This is a genomic window from Microcoleus sp. S13_B4, from assembly GCF_036700885.1.
Lineage (GTDB): Bacteria > Cyanobacteriota > Cyanobacteriia > Cyanobacteriales > Microcoleaceae > Microcoleus.
In genome coordinates this window covers 1-1,584 of the sequence record NZ_JAUBPU010000145.1, presented here as the reverse complement: position 1 = coordinate 1,584, position 1,584 = coordinate 1, and the positions used below count along the sequence as shown (strand labels likewise).

Annotated in this window: 1 protein-coding gene; it reads left to right on the top strand. The window is 41.8% G+C overall.

Annotated features, from left to right (window positions below; genetic code table 11):
* Positions 1–90: 90 nt before the first annotated feature.
* The coding region (locus tag QT994_RS27625; RefSeq protein WP_333180315.1) for an IS5 family transposase at positions 91–1,584 on the top strand (1,494 nt) is incomplete at its 3' end.

The following is a 1,584-nucleotide window of genomic DNA, read 5'->3' as shown; positions in this document are numbered from 1 at the left end:
TGGCCTGGGTTAAGAACTGGTGCGTTCGAGAGTCATCGCCGTGAAAAACAGGTAAAATAGATCAAAACCCGTGCATCACCATCTGCGAAAGTGTACAGAAAAGCTGAGCTTGCTCCCCTCCCAGCCTTAGACTTTGAACTAGCCAACGGATCTAAATTGTCAGCAGACAACCGTTGGGTAAAAATGGCCCAAATAATCCCGTGGTCTGAATTTGAATCAGAATATGCGGCCAACTTCCCCGCAGCAAAGGGTGCACCAGCCAAATCGTTTAGGATGGCATTGGGGGCATTAATTATTAAGGAAAAATTAGGAATTAGCGATCGCGAAACGGTAGAACAGATCCGGGAAAACCCCTATCTACAATACTTTATCGGTCAATCAAGCTACAGCAATGAACTCGCATTTGACCCATCTCTATTAGTACACTTTCGGCAACGAATCAGTCCCAACCTAATTAATCAAGTCAACGAACGCATGGTCGAAAAAATGCGCTCCACCACCCCAATCAAACCCGAAAAAAAAAAGGATTCGGACGCCAAAAATAAGTCACCCAATCGCGGACAACTAATCATAGATGCAACCTGCGCTCCAGCCGATATTAGTTATCCGACCGACTTAGGACTATTAAACAGAGCCCGAGTTCACACCGAAAAAATCATAGATATCCTGTATAAACAGCTCAAAGGTCAAATCCCGAAAAAACCAAGAACCTACCGTAATCTCGCCCGAAAAGATTACTTATTAATAGCCAAACAAAGAAGACCATCCCGCAATAAAAAAAGACAGGCAATTAAAAAACAACTTCAATATATCAGAAGAAACCTCGCTCATATTGAACAGCTAATCGAGTCAGGTGCGCTCCTAGAACGCCTGAGCAAAAAGCAATATAAAACCTTGCTAGTCCTCACAGAGGTCTATCGCCAACAGCAATGGTTATTTGATAACAATAAACAGAGCATTGAGGAGAGAATAGTAAGTTTAAGTCAACCCCATATTCGTCCTATTGTCAGAGGAAAAGCCGGGAAAAGCGTAGAGTTTGGAGCCAAACTATCAGCGAGCTGCTTTGAAGGATATGTATTTTTAGACCGGATGAGCTGGGATAATTTTAACGAATCAGGGGACTTGAAAGCCCAAGTAGAAGCATATCATAGGTTCACAGGATATTATCCAGAGTCCGTTCATGCCGATCGCATTTACCGAAATCGGGAAAACCGAGCATGGTGTAAAGAAAGAGGCATTAGAATTAGTGGGCCGCCATTAGGAAGACCCCCAGCAAATGTGAGTAAATCAAAAAAAAAGCAAGCTAAAGAAGATGAGAGAATTCGCAATGCAATTGAGGGAAAGTTCGGACAAGGTAAACGAAGATTCGGTCTAAATCGAGTGATGGCAAAACTTGATAATACATCTGGTACAGTTATTGCAATTACTTTTTTGGTCATGAACCTTACTACCTGGTGGCGCCGGGTTTTTTGTGTGTTTTTATGTCTATTTGGAAAAAGGACACCTGTTTTTAGGTTAAAGATAATTAACCATTATAATTGGGTGGAATCGATACATAAAAACCTATCTTTAGTTGAGTTTGAA